Genomic DNA, 742 nt, shown 5'->3' with positions numbered 1-742 from the left:
CCGATCACAGCGTCGATGGTTCGATCCACTTCATCTGCATGGACTGGCGTCATATGGGCGAGATGCTGGCCGCGGGGCAGGGGAGCTATGATGAACTCAAGAACATGATCGTCTGGGCCAAGGACAATGGCGGCATGGGCACATTCTACCGCTCGCGCCATGAGCTGATCTTCGCGTGGAAGAAGGGAGACGCACCGCACGTGAACACGTTCGAACTGGGCCAGCACGGACGATACCGAACCAATGTCTGGAATTACCGGGGTGTGAACACGATGCGGGTCGGCCGGATGGAGGAACTGGCGCTGCATCCGACGGTGAAACCGGTGCAGATGATTGCCGATGCAATCAAGGATGTTTCGGGCCGCGGCGACGTCGTGCTCGACCTCTTCGGCGGGTCAGGTTCGACGCTGATTGCGGCAGAGAAGACGGGACGTCATGCGCGTCTCTGTGAACTCGACGAGCTCTATTGCGATACGATTATCGCCCGGTGGGAGGCATATGCCAAGGATGAGGCCGAGAGGATTGTGTGTGGGTGGGGCACCGACACACAGCCGATCCTGGAGGCCGCCGAATGAGCATTGATGGGACGGGTGCCGCGCCGCCCAAAGTCAACCTGAAGGCAGGTGCCGGATATAGTGTGGGATACGCAAAGCCACCAGAATCCAGCCGGTTCAAGAAAGGCAAGTCGGGCAATCCCAAAGGCCGCCCCAAAGGAGCTAAATCCAAACAGCCCAACCTGCCG

Annotated in this window: 2 protein-coding genes; both read left to right on the top strand. The window is 59.6% G+C overall.

From position 1 onward, the window contains the following. On the top strand, window positions 1-575 hold a 575-nt coding region (locus ACOI1H_RS25990), incomplete at its 5' end, for a DNA-methyltransferase (RefSeq protein ID WP_422441241.1). Further along, window positions 572-742, top strand: a 171-nt coding sequence (locus tag ACOI1H_RS25985) for a DUF5681 domain-containing protein (RefSeq protein WP_422441242.1), incomplete at its 3' end; no start/stop codon positions are given. The genes ACOI1H_RS25990 and ACOI1H_RS25985, both read left to right, overlap by 4 nt.

The organism is Loktanella sp. DJP18, assembly GCF_049310965.1.
Lineage (GTDB): Bacteria > Pseudomonadota > Alphaproteobacteria > Rhodobacterales > Rhodobacteraceae > Loktanella.
The sequence above is the reverse complement of the archived record's forward strand: the minus strand, read 5'-3'. Positions and strand labels throughout refer to the sequence as shown.